Here is a 17616-nt window from a genome sequence, read left to right on the forward strand (position 1 = left end):
GCCTCATGAAGCCCACCAACCCGCTTTTCACCGGCATGCCCACCACCATCTTCGAGGTCATGTCGCGCCTCGCGGTGGAGACCGGGGCGATCAACCTCGGGCAGGGCTTCCCGGATACGGAGGGGCCGGAGGCGATCCGGCGGGCGGCGGCGGACGCGGTGATGACCGGCTCGAACCAGTACCCCTCCATGATGGGCATCCCCGCCCTCCGCCAAGCCGTCGCCGACGCCAACCGACGCTTCCTCGGCCTCGACGTGGACTGGCAGAGCGAGGTGCTCGTCACCTCCGGCGCCACCGAGGCCATCGCCGACGCCATCCTCGGCCTCGTCGCGCCCGGCGACGAGGTGGTGCTGATCGAGCCGCTCTACGATTGCTACGTGCCCATGGTCCGGCAGGCGGGCGGCATCCCGAAGCTCGTCCGCATCACCCCGCCCCATTGGGAGATCGACCCGGATGCGCTCGCCGCCGCCTTCTCCGAGCGCACCAAGGCCATCCTCATCAACACGCCCATGAACCCGGCCGGCAAGGTGTTCACCGGCGAGGAGCTCCAGCTCATCGCCGACCTCTGCCAGCGGTTCGACGCCTATGTGATCGCCGACGAGGTCTACGAGCATCTGGTGTTCGACGGCCGCGCCCACCTGTCGCCCATGCAACTCCCCGGCATGCGCGACCGGGTGGTGCGGATCGGCTCGGCCGGCAAGACCTTCTCGCTCACCGGCTGGAAGATCGGCTACATCACCGCGGCGCCGCACCTCCTGGCGCCGATCGCCAAGGCGCACCAGTTCGTCACCTTCACCACGCCGCCCAACCTGCAGGCGGCCGTGGCGGTCGGGCTCGCGCTCGACGATGCCTACTACGCTGGCTTCAAGGCGGGCCTGCAGGCCAAGCGCGACCGCCTGTCCGCCGGCCTCGCCGACCTCGGCTTCGATGTGCTGGCCTCCGGCGGCACCTATTTCGTCACCACCGACACCGGCCCCCTCGGCATCGCCGACGATCGGGAGGCCTGCCTGACGATGACGCGCGAGGCGGGCGTCGCGGCCGTGCCGGTGTCGGCCTTCTACGCGTCCGATCCGCCGTCGACCTTCATCCGCTTCTGCTTCTGCAAGAAGGACGAGGTGCTCGACGCGGCGCTCGATCGGCTGGCGCGCTGGATGCGCCGCGCCGCCTGATCGGGGCCGGGCGGCCGGCCAGAAAAACGGGGAGGGCAGGATGGAGCGGATCACCATCGTCATGGGAGGCGCCAGCGACCTCGGCGGCGCCGTTGCCGACCACCTGATCGCGCTGACGCACCTGGTCGTCATCCTCGACCGCGATCCCCATCGCATCGCCGCCCTGGAGCCCCGCTACGACCCGGGCATGACGCTCCTGTTCGCCCTCGACCCGTCCGATCTCGACGAGACGGCGGAGGTCATGGAGGCGGTGGACGAGCGCTTCGGTCCGCCGACCGGCCTCGTGATCGTCATCGAGCCGCCGGAGGCGACGCCGCTTCTGGTCGCCGCGCCGGAAGAGCTCGCCGTCGTCCTCGCCGGTCCGCTGGTCGGGGCCGGCACGCTCGTGCGCTTCGCGGCCGACGGCATGGACGAGGGCGGCGCCATCGTGCTGGTGCTGCCGCCGGAGGACAAAGACGCCGGCGCCGTCGCGCTCGCTGCCCGCGGCGCTCTCGCCGGTTTTGTGCGGGGGCTCGCCGGCGAACTGGCCGACGCCGGTCTGCGGGTCAACGCCGTCGTCGCGCCCGCCACCGGCACCCGCCGCGGCGCTCCGCGTCCGCCCGGCGCGAAAGCCGCGGACGAGACCGCCCGGCTCGTCGCCTTCCTCCTCTCCGAGCATGCCGCCATGCTCAACGGCGAGGTTCTGGGGGAGGGGGCTTTTCTGGCGCCGCTCTCGCGCTGAGGGGCGCCGCGGCCTCCGCCCGCGCCCGCGCCGCGGCGATCTGCTCGGCGATGGCCGGGTCCCAGGTCATGACGAAGCCGCTTGCCGCGTTGATCACCGCCAGCCTGTCCCCGTCGGTGAGCACCTTGGCCAGAAGATCCAGCGCCTGCCGGGCGTCGTGCGGCGTGTTGACATAGTAGAGCGTGCGCTGAAACTGGTGCCACCGCCCCAATGCCCGCACGGCGCTGGTGACCGCGTCGGCACGCGCGTCGGAGGACTGCAGGTCGTAGACGATGAAGAGATTGTACGGCATAGCCCGCCTCGCACTGGTGGTATACGTCGTCAATGGATCAACCTAGAATGAATGAGCTTTCCTGAGAAAACCTTAAACCCATAAGTTATTCTCAAGCGCGCCCATCTCTATAAGGTTGCATCACGCATCTACCCGGCACGGCCGCGGTCTGCTACTGCCATCCGCCTGGTCCGGAATCGGAGGAGAGCGCCTGATGTCCAATCCCGTCCTTGTGGAAGTCACCCGCGGCACCGTCGTGGAGAGCCGGCACACGGGCGCCGTCGCGGTGGTGGATGGCGACGGGCACGTGGTGCTGGCGATCGGCGACATCGACCGGCCGGTGTTTCCGCGCTCCGCCGTCAAAGCCTTCCAGGCGCTGCCGCTGATCGAGTCCGGCGCCGCCGACCGGTTCGGCTTCGGCGCCTCGGAACTGGCGCTCGCCATCTCGTCGCACAATGGCGAGCGCCGCCATGTGGACACCGCCCGCGCCATGCTGGCCGCCGCCGGCCTCGACGAGGGCTGCCTGGAATGCGGTGCCCAGTGGCCGTCGAGCCCGAAGGATCAGGCGACCCTCCACCGCATGGGCGCGCCCGCCGGTCGCATCCACAACAACTGCTCCGGCAAGCACGCGGGCTTCCTCTGCGCGGCCGTCGCCATGGGCGCCGACCCGGCAGGCTATGTGAAAGCCCAGCAACCGTTGATGCGCGAGGTCATCGCCGCGGGCGAGGCCATGACCGGCGCGCCCCATGCGGCCGATCTTTCCGGCACCGACGGCTGCTCCATCCCGACCTTCGCGGTGCCGCTTCGCGCCATCGCCCACGGCTTCGCGCGCTTCGTCACCGGCACCGGCCTTACGCCTGCCCGCAAGGCCGCCTGCGATCGCCTCCGCGCCGCCGCCGCGGCGGAGCCCTTCCAGGTCGCCGGCACCGGCCGCTTCTGCACCCGCGCCATGGAGATCCTCGGCGCCCGCGCCTTCGTGAAGACCGGCGCCGAGGGCGTCTTCACCGCCGCCTTGCCCGAACAGGGTCTGGGAATCGCCCTCAAGATCGACGACGGCGCCGCCCGCGCCGCCGAGGTCGCCGTCGCGGCATTGCTTGTGGATATCCTAGGGATCGACGCGGAAGATCCTGTGGGCCGCCGCATGGCCCCCCTCGTCCGCCCGGAGATCCGCTCCTGGGCCGGCGAACCCTGCGGCCACCTCCGCCCCTCCGCCGGCTACACCACCGCCCTCAAACCCGCCGCCTGAACCGCCCGCCTGAACCGCCCGCCCAGCATCCCCTGGCCTCCCCGCTCGTCATGGTCCGCGCAGGCGGACCACCCACGCCTATCCGCGTCGCGTCGCGCCCAAGATATGCGTGGCTGGTCCGGCTGAACCGGACCATGACGATGGAGGAGGATGCACCCGCGGCCCTCGGCAATGGCGGCAAGCGGCAAGCGGCAAGCGGCGACTCCACCCCACTCCACCCCACCTCGATCGTCATGGTCCGCGCAGGCGGACCACCCACGCATTTCCGTGTCACGCCGCGCCCGAGACATGCGTGGCTGGTCCGGCTGAACCGGACCATGACGATGGAGGAGGATGCACCCGCGGCCCTCGGCAATGGCGGCAAGCGGCAAGCGGCAAGCGGCGACTCCACCCCACTCCACCCCACCTCGATCGTCATGGTCCGCGCAGGCGGACCACCCACGCATTCCGTGTGACGCCGCGCCCGAGATATGCGTGGCTGGTCCGGCTGAACCGGACCATGACGATGGAGGAGGGGGCTCCAGCGGTCGGCGTTTCATCCCGAACCTGCTTCAACAATCCCATCCCCACCCTCACGCCACCTTGTTCCCCCGCACCGTCAGATGCGCCAGCGTCGGGTCGCCCGCGACCGCGAGGTCGCCGGTCACCGCTTCGGCCCAGCGCATGCCGCGCACGCCGCCGTCCGCGATGACGCTCATCAGGTTGTCGGTGATGACGCTCGCGCCTGCCCCGTCGACCACGCTCACCGCCACGCCGATGCGCGCGTTGCGGATCACGTTGCCGCTCGCCGACACGTCGCGGAGGGCAGGGCCCCAGCCCATCAGGATGCCGGCGCCCGCCGCCGTGTCGATCACGTTGCCGGTCACCGCCGTGTCGGCTTCCACCAGGATGCCGGTGCCGCCGGTCGCCGGCCAGGTCGCCGCGTCGGGCGCGGCGGCGCTGAGGTTGCGGATGAGGTTGCCGGCCACCAGCGCCAGCCGCCCGCCCGCCGGCCGGCCGTCGCCCGCCCCCGCGAAGTCCGCCAGAGCGACGCCCGCGCCCGCCCCGTCCACCACGTTCTCGGACACGAGCGCGCCCTCGAAGCCGTCCGTCGCGCGGATCGCCGCCGCGCCGGACCGCAGGCAGCTGTTGCCGGTGATCTGCAGGTTCGCGCCCGCTTCCGCCCGGATCGCTGAGACGGCGCAATCCGCCAGCCGGTTGTTGGCGACGAGCACGCCGGCCGCCCGGACGAGGTGGATGCCGTTGCCCTGCGGCGCGCTCGGACCGCGACGGGCGGCGATGCGCTCCACCCGGTTGCCCGTCACGATCGTGCCGTCGTCACCCGCCTCCCAGCGGTGCACCAGGATGCCGCCGCCGCCGCAGTCCGACACCGTGTTGTCGGTGATCGAAAGCCCCGCCGCGTCCACCGACCAGAGCCCCGCCTCGCGCGATCCGCTCACCCGGCACCGGGTCACGCGGCCGGAGACGCGCTCCAGCGCCAGGCCCGCGCGCGGGCTGCCCATCACCTCCACGCCGTCGAGCACCATGTCGGCGACGCCGTTGAACTGCACGAGGCCGGATGCATAGCCGGCGAACGGCCGGTTGGCGCCGTCCAGCACCAGCCCCTGCAGGCCCACCCCGCGCGCCGCGATGGCCTCGATCAGGTGGCCGCCGCCGCCGTAGACGAGCCGCGTCCGCCCCGGCACCCCGACGAGGGTGAGGCCGTCCCGGAGCGTGATGTTGGAAACCTCGTAGCGGCCCGGCGGCAGGAAGAGCGGCCGGTCGTCCAGAACCGCCCGGTCGATGGCGGCCTGAAGCGCGGCGCTCTGGTCGTCCACCGCCCCGGGCCGGAGCGTCGCGTCCGCCTCGGGCAGCGGCCCGCGGAGGTCGAGGAGCGAGATGCCCGGCAGGTCCGCACCCGCCGACGCCGCACGGGCCGCGAGGCCGAATGCGGCCGCGGCCGTGCCGAACAGGAACGCGCGTCGATGCATGGCCGTCTCCGCAACTGTTGGAGGAGACGGTGTCGCAAGGCCCGTTCCGCGCCGGACGTGCCGGAATGGCACAGGCGGGCCGCGGCGGGCGAAGCGGGGAGGGCAGGCGGCGCGAACGCCGCCCGCCCCATCCTTCAGGCGGTGATTACTTCGCGGCCTTCGCCAGCACGGCCTCGATGCCGGCCGCGTAGATGCCCTCGACGATCGCCTTCGCCTCGTCGTCGGTCACGCCCTTGGCGTCGAAGGTGCTGGTCCACAGCACCGCCGCGCCGCCGTCGTCGTCGGCCTTCACCGACAGGGTGGACTCGTAGTTCTCCACCGGCAGCGGGCTTTCCAGGATGGTGTAGGTGTAGCTCATCGCGGCGTCGTCGTAGGAGACGAGCGCCTCCACGAACTTGGCGCCGTCGCCGGTCGTCAGCGTGCGGATCTGCTTGCCGTCCATCTCGGACATCGCGCAGTCGGCGATCGCCGGGTGCCAGGTCTTGATGTTGCAGAAGTCGCCGATGGCGGCCCACACGGCCTCGACGGTGACCGCCTTGCTCTCCTGCCGCTTGCGCGCCTCGGCGGCGAGCGCGGACGTCACGAGGGCGGGGGCGATGATGATGGCGGCAAGCGTGGCGACGGTCGCCCGGTTGGCGGCAAAGCGCATGCAGTTTCCTCCTGGTTTTTTCCGCCGGACCTTTTTCCGAGATCCGGTCGCGAAAAACCCTATTCCGCTTGCACCCGCGATTCCAAATGAACTTCACGAAATCCTCGTGACGCCCAAGCGCCCGATCCGCGTACTCGGCCCGTCGCCCCGACCTACCCGTGCCGTCATCCCCCCTGAACCGTCATCCCCCCTGAACCGTCATCCTCCTGAACCGTCATCCCGACGAAAGTCGGGATCCAGCCGACAGAGCCGAAACGCGTGCCGGTGCGGATACATCTGCCTGCGGTTGGGCCCCGGCTTTCGCCGGGGTGACGTCCGGGGGCTGGCGGAAGACGCAAACCAGCGACGGGCCGACGCCTTCCACAACCGGCCCCTCCCCCCCTCACGCCGCCCGCGCCGCCCGCGTCCGCCGAAGCGCCCGTCCGGCGCTGTCGAACACGTGCAACCGGTCGGCCGGCGCCGTCACGGCCAGGGTCTCGCCGCGCGTCACCCGCGCCTCGCCGTCGATCTTGGCGACGATCGGCTCCGGCTGGCCGGCGTCCAGGTAGGCGAGCGTCACCTCGCCGAGTTTCTCCACCAGGGTCACCGTCCCGCGGAAGAGGCCCTCGCCGTCGGTCGGCCTCAGGTCCTCCGGGCGCACGCCGAGCGAGGCGCCCGGGCCGGTCATGGCGTTCGCCACCTCCACGTCCGCGTCCACCGTCCGCCCGCCGTCCGGCCGGATCCGCGCCGGCGCCCCCGCCGCCTCGATGGTGGCCGGCACGATGTTCATCGACGGCGAGCCGATGAAGCGGGCGACGAAGAGGTTGTCCGGGGCGTGGTAGAGCTGCAGCGGCGAGCCCACCTGCTCCACCCGGCCGGCGTTCAGCACCACGATCCGGTCGGCCAGCGTCATCGCCTCCACCTGGTCGTGGGTCACGTAGATCATCGTCGTGGTGTTCATCCGCTCATGGAGCCGCGCGATCTCGATCCGCGTCTGCACCCGGAGCGCCGCGTCGAGGTTGGAGAGCGGCTCGTCGAACAGGAACACCTTCGGGTCGCGCACGATCGCCCGGCCAATCGCCACCCGCTGCCGCTGGCCGCCGGAGAGCTGGCGCGGCAGCCGGTCGAGCAGGGGCGTGATCTGCAGCATCTCCGCCGCCGCCCGAACCCGCTGGTCGAGATCCGCCTTGGTGGCGTTGGCGAGCTTCAGGCCGAACGCCATGTTGTCGTAGACCGTCATGTGCGGATAGAGCGCGTAGGACTGGAACACCATGGCGATGCCGCGCTTGGCCGGGGGCAGGGCGTTCACCACCTTGCCGTCGATCGAAAGCGTGCCGGCCGTGATGTCCTCCAGCCCGGCGATCAGCCGCAGCAGGGTGGACTTGCCGCACCCGGACGGGCCGACGAACACGATGAACTCGCCCGACCGGATGTCGAGGTCGATGCCGTGCAGCACCTGCACGCTTCCGTAGGCCTTCTCCACCTTGGTCAGCTTCAGATCCGCCATGGTCCTCCTCCCGGGCACCGTCGCGGCCGTCCTCCCGGCCTCATCGGCAACCGGTCGTCCGGGCGGTTGGTTCCCGGTCCGAAGCATCGACAGGCGAAAAAGCGCAGGCGTGAGGGTGGCCGCACGAAAAACGGCGCCGGATGGGGCGCTCCTGGTTCGTCCGGCTCCCCTCTCGAGGTGTTGAAGCGGTCACGATCCCTCCCCTTAGGGGAGGGTCCGGCCAAAGGCCGGGGGAGGGGTTGTCTTTTTCATTCCAGCAGCGCGTTTTCTATTGTCGACCAGCATAACCGCGTCGAAAGAGGAGTAAAACACAACCCCTTCCGGCCCTACGGGCCACCTTCCCCTTAGTGGAAGGATGTGAAGCGCCCTCAGGCTATTGCCTCGATAATCAGCCCTCTCGCCTCCTCAGCGCACCCGCCCGAAGAAGGCGTCCTCCGGCGGCAGGCTGACCACCCCGCCCGCCTCCGACGCCGTGAACCCCAGCCCGCCGATCGCCTCCACCGTCGTCCCGTCCGGCAGCGCGAAGTCCGCCGCCTCGGGGCCGAGGTTGAACACGCAGACGATGGCGGTGTTGCCGTGCCGGCGCACGAAGGCGAGCACGTCGCCGGTGCTCGGCAGGAATTCGATGTCGCCTTCAAAAAGCGCCGGCTCGGACCGGCGGAAGTGGATGAACTGCCGGTAGTGCGCGAGGATCGACCCGGGATCGGCCAGTTGCCCGTCCGGCGCGCGGGCGATGTGCTCCGCCGGTACCGGCAGCCACGGCTTGCCGTGCGAGAAGCCGCCATAGGGCGCGTTGCGGTCCCACACCATGGGCGTGCGGCAGCCGTCGCGGCCCTTGAACTCCGGCCAGAAGCGGATCCCGTAGGGGTCCACCAGGTCCTCGAAGGCGAGGTCCACCTCGCCGAGGCCCAGCTCCTCGCCCTGATAGAGGCAGACCGAGCCGCGGAACGACAGGAGCAGGCTGCTCATCAGCCGCGCCAGCCGGTCCGGATCGGTGCTCTTCGGCGCGAAGCGGGTGTAGTGGCGCACCACGTCGTGGTTCGACCACGCCCAGCACGGCCAGCCGTCCGTGGCGCGGGTCTCGAACCGGGTCAGCGTGTTGGTCACGAATTCGCGGCCGTAGCCGTTGCCGAGGAAGTCGAACGTGTAACACATGTGCAGCTTGTCGCCGCCGGAGGTGTACTCCGCCATGGTGTCGAGCGAGCGGTCGCCGTCGCCCACCTCGCCCACCGTGGTGGTGCCCGGATAGCGATCGAGCAGCGCCCGGAACTTCTTCAGGAAGCCGATGTTCTCCGGCCGCGTCTTGTCATAGACGTGCAGCTGCCGGCCGTAGGGGTTCACCGCCGGGGCGTCGTTGCCGGTCGGCCCGGATTCCAGCGGTGGGTTGGAGCGCAATTCCTGGTCGTGGAAATAGTAGTTCACGGTGTCGAGCCGGAACCCGTCCACCCCGCGCTGCAGCCAGAATTCCACATCCGAGAGAAGCGCTTCCACCACCTCGTCGTTGTGGAAGTTGAGATCCGGCTGGGACGCCAGGAAGTTGTGCAGATAATACTGGCAGCGCCGGCTGTCCCACTCCCAGGCCGGGCCGCCGAACACCGACAGCCAGTTGGTCGGCGCCGTGCCGTCCGGCTTGGCGTCGGCCCACACATACCAGTCCGCCTTCGGATTAGTCTTGTCCCTGCGGCTTTCCGCGAACCAGGGATGCTGGTCGGAAGTGTGCGACAGCACCTGGTCGATCATCACCTTCATGCCCAGTCGGTGCGCCTCGTCCACCAGCGCCTCGAAGTCCTTCAGCGTGCCGAAGATCGGGTCCACGTCCCGGTAGTCCGACACGTCGTAGCCGAAGTCCTTCATGGGCGAGGTGAAGAAGGGCGACAGCCAGATCGCGTCCACCCCGAGGTCCGCCACATAGCCGAGCCGGCGGGTTATCCCCGGCAGGTCGCCGATCCCGTCGCCGTTGGAGTCCTGGAAGCTGCGCGGATAGATCTGATAGATCACCGCCCCCCGCCACCAGGTCGGGCTGGAAAAGCGGCTGTGGGCGGCCGGCGCGGACGCGGGGAGGGGCTTGTTCATCGGGAGGGCTGATCCAAGGCACGGTGGATAGGAGACACGCTGCAACGCACACTCTACGGTCTCATACTTAATGGGAAGGGAACGCCCCCGAAAGATCCCGCTGAAACCCCCGAAACCCCGCCGACCCTCGCGATTTCTGCTGACGCCCGCGGCAAGGACCCCGCGTTCCGCCGCCAACGGCGATCCCGCGACCTATGCCCCGTCCCCGCCAACCTTCGCCAAGGTCGTCACCCCGGCGAACGCCGGGGCCCAACCGTCCCACCCATCACCCGCACCGTCCCATCATCCTGCACCGTCGGCTGGATCCCGACGTCCGTCGGGATGACGTCTCACGAATCTCGGTCTCTGTCGCGCCGTTCCCACCGTCGCCATGCGTGGCTGGTCCGGCTGAACCGGACCATGACGAGGGCGGTAGCAACGGAACCTCGAGCGCCTGCCCCGCACCCCAACGCCTGCCCCGCACTCCAACGCCTGCCCCGCACCCCAACGCCCGCCCCGCACAACGCCCGCCCCGCACTCCAACGCCCGCCCCGCACTCCAACACCCGCCCCGCATCCCGGCTCCGCTCCGCCCCCACCACTCACTCCTCGATCGTCATGGTCCGGTTCATCCGGACCACCCACGCTTTCTCCCCCATTCCCACGCCCCTTCCCATCTCCCTCACTCCGCCACTGTCACCCGCGCCGCCGCCGCGCCGTCCCCCTCGACCCGCAGCGCCGCGTCCTCGAACGATGGCGCGCTCATCCGCGGCCGCGCGTTGTTGGTCACGCCCCACGGCTCCTGCGGGATGCCGATGAGGTTGGTGTCCACCTCCCCGTTGCCGTTCACGTCGTGATGCACCGCCACCGCGTAGATCCCGTCCGCCAGCCCGTCGAACCGGCACGTCACCCCGGCGGGATCGGCCGGCACCGCTACCAGCGCCGCCGCGCGGGCGCTGTCGAGGAAGCCTTCCGGCCCCGTGTAGAGCGCGCAGCCGACCGAACCCTCCGCCGATGCGATGCCGTCCACGTCGACGACCAGGGAGGCCGCCGGGGCCGGGTTCGCCGCCGCAAGGGCGAGAAGGAGTGCCGCGCTGCGCATCATGAAACCAGTCCTCCGCATCACTGTCCGCCCGCCGCCGGGCGGACGCTTCCCGACGGGAACGGACGAGATCCGCCGAAGGATCCCGCCGTTGGCGCCACCCGCCAGACAGCAAGCGGCCCCGCCGGACGGTGATCGCTCGGGATCGCCGTCCGGCGGGGCCGGTTCGCTCTACGTGTCCGGGGATCCTGCCTCAGGTGTAGAGGAAGTCGCTCGCCTCCAGGCTCGCCACGTGCACGCGGATGCTGTCGTCGTCCGTCATCAGCACGTCCACGAAGCCCGCGCCGGCCACCAGACGGCCCTGGGTGACCAGGTCATCGAAGGTGAGGCCGTAGTCGGTGATGTCCAGGAGGTCACCGGCGCCGAAGCCGAACACCTGGTCGTTGCCGCTGCCCGCCTCGAACACGAAGAGGTCCGACGATCCGTCGTCGAGCGCCGGGTCGCTCTCGCTGCCGCCGTAGAGGAGGTCGTCGCCCATGCCGCCGACGATGATGTCGCCGCCGCCCGATCCGGCCAGGATGTCGTCGCCGCCGGCGCCCACCAGGATGTCGTTGCCGCCCGCGCCCGTCGCCTTCAGCGAGACCGCCGAGGTGACGTCCTCGGCGAAGAACACGCTGGCCTCATCGCCGGTGGCCTCGTAGACGAACGAGCCCGTCAGGTCGCCGGAGAGGATGATCCGGTCGCCGCCTTCGCCGCCTTCGATCAGGAAGCTCTCCACGTTCTTGACGAACCCGCCGTTGACGCTGGTGGTGCCGCCGCCGAGGCCCTCGATGGCGAGCGTCTGCACGTCCGTCCCGCCGGTCCGCAGCGTGAGGGTGTCCAGCCCCGCCCGGCCGTCGATGCTGTCGGTGTCGTTGAAGTCCGAGATGGCGAAGATGTCGCCCGCCTTGGAGCCGATGATGGAGCCGTGGCCGCCGTCCGCGTCCACCTCCAGCACCACCCCGCCGGCGCCGCCCGCGTTGATGATGTGGGTGCCGTCGGAGTTCACGATCACGCGCTCCAGCCCGGACTTGGCGAACTGCCCGTAGACGTTCACCCGCGTCTCCGCCCCGGTGTCGATGTAGAGTTCGGCCACCGACGACACGGTCGCGCCGTTCACCTTGAAGAAGCCGTTGGCACCGGCCACGTTGTACTTGGCCTCCTCGCCGACGGAGAGCGTGTCCATGCCGGTGCCGCCGCCGGTCACCCGGTCGCCGGCGCTCACGTCGTCCAGGTGGAAGTGGGTGATGCCGACCGCCGAGCCCACCAGCGTGTCCTTGCCGGTGCCGCCGTGGATCTCGTTCACCCAGGCCTCGGTGTCGCTGCCGGCCGAGATCCAGTCGTTGCCGCCGCCGCCATAGATCACGTCCGCGCCGTCGCCGCCGTCGATCTTGTCGTTGCCGTAGCCGCTGGTCAGAAGGTCGTTGCCGTCGCCGCCGAAGATGGTGTTGTTGCCGTTGCCGGCGTTCACGACGTCGTCGCCCGCGCCGGCGTTCAGCTGCGTGGTGACCCACTGCCACTGGAAGCCGTTCGGGTCCGTGCCCTTGTAGGTCACGTCCTCGCCCACCGTGATGGTGTCGTCGCCGTCGCCCGTGTTGACCTTGAACGTGTTGGTCCACAGGCTGCCGTTGGTGGCGATGTTGATCATCACCTGGTCGTCGCCGGAGCCGAGCGCCACCTCGGCCCGCTTGACGTCGTCGAGGGTGATGGACTGGTCGCGGCTCTCGTTCAGCCGCACCCACACGTCCACGAAGTTCGCCACCGTCAGCGACGCGCCGTCGTAGCCGTCGATCTCGATGTTCTTGATGACGTTCCAGTTCCGCTCCAGCGTCACCGACACCGTCTCGTCGTCGGCCCACTCCACCGCGATCACCGGCTTGCCGTTCCAGCCCACGATGGTGTTGGTCTCGAAGAAGGCCGCCGCGATTGCCACATCGCCCTCCACCGAGGCGAACAGGCCGCTGGTGCCGGTCTGCGTCGTGCCGGGGTCGGCCTCGGTGGTGTATTCGTAGCCGGTCAGCCCGTTCCGCCAATAGAAGTCGTGCGGGTTGCCGCTCCCCGGCGCCCAGCCCGGTTCCAGGGACGTCTGCGCAAGATCGAAGGACAAGGTACTCATCAGCGCCTCCACAAGTCTCGCCGTACTTGAGATTGTTCCTGAGGGCGCTGCAACGATCGGCTCTTATCAACCAAAAGCCGCGCTTTAACGGATCGGCACGATTTTAATCTCAATTGGACGGAAAACCTTTAGAACTGATCGAGAGTTTTTGCCTCGAACCTGAAGCGACTTGTCCGCACCGCACGGTTCCGCCGTCCGTTGCGGCCCCGCCGCGCCTTCCCGTCGGCAATCATGCCCGAATGGCGCGCAGCACCTGCAAACGGCCACATCCACCGCGTGAATCCGCCGATGGTTGCCATCGTCTTGCCGCCATCCGCAGTTCCCGAAGCGCGCGCCGCCGCTTGGCCCTTGCGGCGGCGCACCATTCCGGCATCAGCCCTTCACGGCGCCGGCCGTCAGGCCCGCCACGATCTTGCGCTGGAAGATCAGCACCAGCACGATCAGGGGCACGGTGACGATCACGCTCGCCGCCATGATGTTGCCCCACGGCGTCTCGAACTCCGTCGCCCCGGAGAGGAGCGCGATGGCCACCGGCACCGTCCGCTGGTCGTTGTTGGAGATGAAGGTGAGGGCGAACAGGAACTCGTTCCAGGCCGAGATGAAGGCGAGCAGCCCCGTCGTCACCAGCGCCGGCCAGAGGAGCGGCAGGAAGACCTTGGTGATGATGGTCCACGGCCCCGCGCCGTCCACGATCGCTGCCTCCTCGATCTCCACCGGCAGGTCGCGCATGAAGGTGGTCAGCACCCACACCGTGAAGGGCAGGGTGAAGATCATGTAGGCGAAGACGAGCGAGAACAGCGAGTTGTAGAGCCCCGCCGCGCGGATCATCTCGAAGAGGCCCGCCAAGACGGCGATCTGCGGGAACATGGACACTGACAGGATGGTGATCAGCAACAGCCCCCGCCCGCGGAACGGGATGCGCGACAGCGCATAGGCGGCCGTCACGGCCAGGATCAGCGACAGCACCACCACCGTGGTCGCCACGAACAGCGAGTTGCCGATGTTGCGCAGGAAGGACCCGCTCGACAGCACCCGCGTGTAGTTGTCGAACGAGATCGCCGTCGGCCAGTAGTCCACCTGGAAGATGGCCGTGCCGGATTTGAAGCTGGTGATGATCGCATAGTAGAAGGGGAAGACCGCCTGCACGACGATCACCACCACCAGCGCGTAGAAGAGCAGCGTCTTGATCGCTTTCATGACCGGCGGCCCTCCAGGTCCATGCGGCCGAGCGTGATGGTGAGGATCACCATCAGGGCGATCACCACGAAGAGCAGCGTCGAGGCGGCCGAGCCGTAGGCGAACTTGTCGAACTGGAAGAGGTTCTCCTGCGCGAACACCGACATGGTGCGCGTGCGGTCGTTGTTCGGCGTCAGCACGTAGACGAGGTCGAACACCCGGAGCGCGTCGAGGGCGCGGAAGATCACCGCCACCATGATGGCCGGCCGGATTAGCGGCAGCGTGATGCGGAAGAACACCTTCACCGGGTGCACCCCGTCGATCCGCGCCGCCTCGTAGATGTCGGAGGGCACCAGCTGCAGGCCCGCCAGGATGAGCAGCGCCATGAAGGGCGTCGTCTTCCACACGTCCACGATGATGACGGCGATCATCGCCGTGTCCGGCGAGGCGGTCCAGGCGATCGGCGCGTCGATGAGGCCGAGGGCGAGGCCCATGTCGTTGAGGATGCCGAACTGGTCGTGCATCATCCAGGCCCACATCTTCGCCGACACGATGGTCGGGATGGCCCAGGGCACCAGCACCGCCGCCCGCACGAGGCCGCGGCCGGGAAACGAGGCGTTCAGCACCAGCGCGATGATAAGGCCGAACAGCGTCTCCAGCGTCACCGAGATCAGCGCGAAGCGCAGCGTGTTCCACACCGCCGCCCACCAGCTCGGATCGGCGAGAAGCCCGAAATACTCGCCCTCGCCGTCGCCGTAGTCGAGATATTCCACATAGTTGAGCACGCCCACCCAGCTTGCCTCGTCGAGGCCGGAAAGGCGCGCGTCGGTGAACGAGAACCAGATGGTGCGGGCGAGCGGCCAACCGGCGGCGAGCGCCAGCACCAGGAGCATGGGCGTGAGAAAGCCCCACGCCGCCCGGACGCGCTGGCGGCCGAGCTCGGAATTGCGGGACACCGGTCCGGCCATGGGTGGGCTCCGGGTGGCGGTTGATCGGCAAGGGGAAAGGTAGGGTGCCCGCCCGGCGGGCGGGTCGGCCAGAAGGGCGCCGCCGGCCCCAGGTTAGGGAAGGCCGGCGACCGCCGTCACAAACGTCCGTTCGTTGGCGCTAAGGCGCCGTCAGGCCGCTCGAATCATCCGGCGCCGGCTCACCAGCCGCTGCCCTGCAGCCGCTTCAGCCGCGCCTCCAGGCGGCGGAGGTTGCTCTCCGCCTCGCCGCTGCCGGACAGCGTGTTGTGGACTGCCGTCCAGAACTCGCTCGACACCTCGTTGTAGTCCGCCTTGGTCGGCGCGGAGGGGCGCGGCACCGCGTTGAGGAAGACCTCCTTCCAGCGCGGGATCAGCGGCTGCTGCTCCACGATCTCCGGGTCGTCGTAGAGCGCCTGGATCGTCGGCAGCCGCGAGTTGGTGAGCGCGCGGAACTTCTGCGCCTCCTCGCCGGCCAGGAACTTCACGAGCTCGATCGCCGCCTCCTGGTTGGGCGAATACTTGGAGACCGCCAGATTCCAGCCGCCGAGCGTCGCCGCCGACCGGTCGCCGCCCTCGCCGATCGGCAAGGTGGTGGCGTCGAACTTGCCCTTCACGGCGCTGTCGTCGCTGTTGCCGAGTGCGTAGGCGTAGGGCCAGTTGCGCATGAAGACGGCGTTGCCGGTCTGCCAGACGCCGCGGGCGTCCTCCTCCTGATAGGCGAGCACGCCCGGCGGCGCGATGGTGCCGATCCAGCCGCGCACCGTGTCCAGCGCCTTCACGGACTGCGGGTTGTTGACCGAGATGGTGCCGTCCGGCTCCACGATCTGGCCGCCGCCGAACGACGTGATCCACTCCAGCCCGTTGCAGGTCAGGCCCTCGTAGGCCGCGCCCTGGAACACGAAGCCCCAGAGCTGCGCGTTCCCTTCGGCCCGCTCCTTGTCCATGATCTCCTTGGCCGTCGCCGCCATCTCCTCCCAGGTCTTCGGCGGCTCCTTGCCGTGCTTTTCCAGGAGATCGGTGCGGTAGTAGAGCGCCGGCGCGTCCGTATACATCGGCATGGCGACGAGCTTGCCGTCCACCGTCTGGCTCTCCACGATCGCCGGGAAATGCCCGCCGATCACGTCGCCCACGTGCGGCGTCAGGTCGACGAAATGCTCGGCGAGCTGCGGCGCCCAGATCACGTCCGTCCGGTAGACGTCGATGTCCCGGTTCTGCGCGGAAAGCCAAAGCCGGTACTGGCCGAACTGGTCGGTGGTGGACGCCGGCATCGACACGAGGTCCACCGTGTGGCCGCTCTCGGCGGCGAACCGGTCCAGCTGCTGGCGCATCTCGGCAAGGTCGTTGCCGACCGCCCCGGACACCACGGACAGCTCCGCCGCGCCCGCGATGGTCGCCCCGAGCGCGACGCCCGCCAGAAGCGACGCGGCCGTCAGCCGCGTCAGACCCTTCATCTCACCCATCGTCATCCTCCCTCGCGATCGAACCGTCTCCCGCGGTTCCTCGTCCAAGAGAGCGCCAACCGTCATCCCCAAGGGACGCCGCCCGGCTAGACCGGGCCCAAGGTGACGCTCCCGCCTGACGGTCCAACGCGACCGCCGGGAGGATGTTCCAAGGCAACGGCACAACCGAAAGGGATGGTTTTTATGGGAAGCAACCCATGGGTCGCGGTGTCGAGAGTCCAGGCCAAGGCTGCCCATGGTCCCATGGAGAGGATCGGCGAGCGCGATGAGCCTTCCCCACCTCCCCAGGTCGTCACCCCGGCGAACGCCGGGGCCCAACCGTCCGCGACCAGATCCGCGCCGGTGCACCTACCCGTTCCCATGGCTGGATCCCGACTTTCGTCGGGATGACGCGAAAGCCGAGCCCTGACCCCCACCGTGACTTGTCGATCCACCCCCACCGGCTCTCCTCGCCCACCCCGATCGTCATGGTCCGCGCAGGCGGACCACCCACGCATGAACCCGCCGCCCCACCACGCTCACCTCCACCACGCGGAGAAGCGTGGATGGTCCGCCTCCGCGGACCATGACGTTGGGGGAGACGTGAAAGCGTTACCGACTGAACCCTGGCTTGGTACACCCGACTTCGCTTGATCCTCATGGTCCGCGCAGGCGGACCACCCACGCATTCCCTCCCTTCCCCACCCCCACCCTCTACTCCCCCCGCCCACCCGTCTCCCTGTCCCGCTCATACCGCCGCGCCACCGGGAACGCCGGCAACCAGCTCTCCCGGCGGACAACCCAGCTCTCGTACGTCGGCGTCAGCTGGTCCGGCGCGTCCAGCGATCCGAGGTTCACCTCCACCTCGTCCCCCGACCGGGCGAACACGGAGGATCCGCAGCGCGGGCAGAAGTGCCGGCCGGCGTAGTTCCCCGTCTCGCCCTCCACCGACACCGCGTCCTCGGGAAAGATCGCCGCGGCGTAGAAGAGTGCGCCGTGGTGCTTGCGGCAGTCCATGCAGTGGCAGATCCCCACCCGGTACGGGCGCCCCGTCGCCACCAGCCGCACCGCCCCGCAGAGGCAGCCTCCCGTGAACCGCTCCATGATCCGTCTCCTTCGTCATGCCACCGTCAGACGAGCGTAACGAACGGATCCGCCCGGCCGTTTCGCCCCCCGTTCCGCCGTCGGGCGGTCTCCCTGCGGGTCCCGAACGGTCAGGCGCTTCGCGTACTCTCCCGCCGGCCGTCACGGGACCTTCGCAAAATCTGTCTAC

General features: G+C 69.4%; 15 protein-coding genes. 4 read left to right on the top strand and 11 right to left on the bottom strand.

Annotated features, from left to right (window positions below):
- Positions 1-5: 5 nt before the first annotated feature.
- Positions 6-1169, top strand: coding sequence for an aminotransferase (locus BUQ68_RS14215; protein WP_075216651.1), 1164 nt, complete (start codon positions 6-8; stop codon positions 1167-1169).
- A 40-nt stretch (positions 1170-1209) separates the two neighbouring features.
- Positions 1210-1890 (top strand): SDR family oxidoreductase, encoded by a 681-nt coding sequence (locus tag BUQ68_RS14220; RefSeq protein ID WP_075216652.1) that lies wholly within the window; start codon positions 1210-1212, stop codon positions 1888-1890.
- Here the strand turns inward: BUQ68_RS14220 and BUQ68_RS14225 are convergent.
- Entirely contained in the window at positions 1838-2182 is a 345-nt protein-coding gene (locus BUQ68_RS14225; protein ID WP_075216653.1) for a hypothetical protein, read from the bottom strand. The two genes, BUQ68_RS14220 and BUQ68_RS14225, sit on opposite strands and share 53 nt — an antisense overlap.
- A 193-nt stretch (positions 2183-2375) precedes the next feature.
- Between BUQ68_RS14225 and BUQ68_RS14230 the strand changes: the two genes are divergently transcribed.
- Together BUQ68_RS14230 and BUQ68_RS23320 are read left to right on the top strand one after the other, a co-directional pair.
- A complete protein-coding gene (locus tag BUQ68_RS14230; protein ID WP_075216654.1) occupies positions 2376-3407 on the top strand; it encodes an asparaginase in 1032 nt (343 codons plus the stop codon).
- 134 nt (positions 3408-3541) lie between these two features.
- Positions 3542-3862, top strand: a complete 321-nt coding sequence (locus BUQ68_RS23320) for a hypothetical protein (RefSeq protein WP_139315245.1) — start codon at positions 3542-3544, stop codon at positions 3860-3862.
- Positions 3863-3979: 117 nt separating this feature from the next.
- Here the strand turns inward: BUQ68_RS23320 and BUQ68_RS14235 are convergent, their stop codons facing one another.
- The 10 genes from BUQ68_RS14235 to BUQ68_RS14280 form a co-directional block, all read right to left on the bottom strand.
- Complete coding sequence (locus tag BUQ68_RS14235; RefSeq protein WP_075216655.1) at positions 3980-5377, bottom strand: TIGR03808 family TAT-translocated repetitive protein; 1398 nt, start codon at positions 5375-5377, stop codon at positions 3980-3982.
- Between the two features lie 145 nt (positions 5378-5522).
- Positions 5523-6026 (bottom strand): SRPBCC family protein, encoded by a 504-nt coding sequence (locus BUQ68_RS14240; protein ID WP_075216656.1) that lies wholly within the window; start codon positions 6024-6026, stop codon positions 5523-5525.
- A gap of 382 nt (positions 6027-6408) precedes the next feature.
- Positions 6409-7512 (bottom strand): ABC transporter ATP-binding protein, encoded by a 1104-nt coding sequence (locus BUQ68_RS14245; protein WP_075216657.1) that lies wholly within the window; start codon positions 7510-7512, stop codon positions 6409-6411.
- A gap of 405 nt (positions 7513-7917) precedes the next feature.
- A complete protein-coding gene (gene bglA / locus BUQ68_RS14250) occupies positions 7918-9585 on the bottom strand; it encodes a beta-galactosidase BglA (protein WP_075216658.1) in 1668 nt (555 codons plus the stop codon).
- A 660-nt stretch (positions 9586-10245) separates the two neighbouring features.
- A complete protein-coding gene (locus BUQ68_RS14255) occupies positions 10246-10668 on the bottom strand; it encodes a DUF2141 domain-containing protein (RefSeq protein WP_075216659.1) in 423 nt (140 codons plus the stop codon).
- Between the two features lie 190 nt (positions 10669-10858).
- Entirely contained in the window at positions 10859-12760 is a 1902-nt protein-coding gene (locus BUQ68_RS23785; RefSeq protein ID WP_175577819.1) for a calcium-binding protein, read from the bottom strand.
- A gap of 372 nt (positions 12761-13132) precedes the next feature.
- The gene (locus BUQ68_RS14265; RefSeq protein WP_075216661.1) at positions 13133-13957 is read right to left on the bottom strand and encodes a carbohydrate ABC transporter permease; all 825 of its coding nucleotides are present in this window, start codon (positions 13955-13957) and stop codon (positions 13133-13135) included.
- Positions 13954-14904: a carbohydrate ABC transporter permease gene (locus BUQ68_RS14270; protein WP_075216662.1), complete on the bottom strand. Its 951-nt coding sequence runs from the start codon at positions 14902-14904 to the stop codon at positions 13954-13956. The genes BUQ68_RS14265 and BUQ68_RS14270 overlap by 4 nt, the downstream gene beginning before the upstream one ends.
- A gap of 179 nt (positions 14905-15083) precedes the next feature.
- Positions 15084-16355, bottom strand: coding sequence for an ABC transporter substrate-binding protein (locus BUQ68_RS14275; protein WP_075216663.1), 1272 nt, complete (start codon positions 16353-16355; stop codon positions 15084-15086).
- A 702-nt stretch (positions 16356-17057) separates the two neighbouring features.
- Complete coding sequence (locus tag BUQ68_RS14280) at positions 17058-17447, bottom strand: GFA family protein (protein WP_075216664.1); 390 nt, start codon at positions 17445-17447, stop codon at positions 17058-17060.
- Positions 17448-17616: the final 169 nt, after the last annotated feature.

The sequence above is a fragment of the Mongoliimonas terrestris genome, assembly GCF_001927285.1.
Classification (GTDB): domain Bacteria; phylum Pseudomonadota; class Alphaproteobacteria; order Rhizobiales; family Pleomorphomonadaceae; genus Chthonobacter; species Chthonobacter terrestris.